Here is a 504-nt window from a genome sequence, read left to right as displayed (position 1 = left end):
GCCTACCAAGTCTTGGAACGAATTCCAGGCCAACCACAAACGAATCAAATCACTGAGGCAGATAAGGTTGTTGCTGTTGGCCGCGGGATGAAGATGCAAGACAATTTAGTCTATACTGAAAAAGTAGCCGACCTACTTGGCGCAAAAGTTGGTGCTACCCGTCCCCTAGCAGAGAACGGCTGGTACACACATGACGAGCAAATTGGGCAAAGTGGGGTCACTATCCAACCGCAATTACTCTTGAATTTCGGGATTGCGGGCGCCATCCAATATACTGTCGGGATGAATCAGGCAAAATTTGTATTTTCTGTAAATAAGGACCCTAAAGCCGCTATCTTTAAAGAATCAGATGTTGGATATGTCGGCGATGCGGTTGCTTTTGCCAAAGCTTTAGCTAAACAAGTAGAAAGTAAATAATAATGAGGTGAAAATATGTTAGCCCAGGATAAAATCAATGATCTAAGACAATTTGACCTATTCAAAGAGCTTGATTGTCAAACGCTT

1 protein-coding gene is annotated in these 504 nt (G+C 43.1%); it reads left to right on the top strand.

Annotated elements, in window-relative coordinates; all coding sequences use genetic code 11:
* A partial coding sequence (locus ACRCJ0_RS19580; RefSeq protein ID WP_431391889.1) for an electron transfer flavoprotein subunit alpha/FixB family protein occupies positions 1 to 417 on the top strand: 417 nt, incomplete at its 5' end.
* Between the last annotated feature and the right edge of the window lie 87 nt (positions 418 to 504).

Source organism: Aerococcus sp. L_32, assembly GCF_050689315.1.
This window is presented reverse-complemented; position numbering and strand designations above follow the sequence as displayed.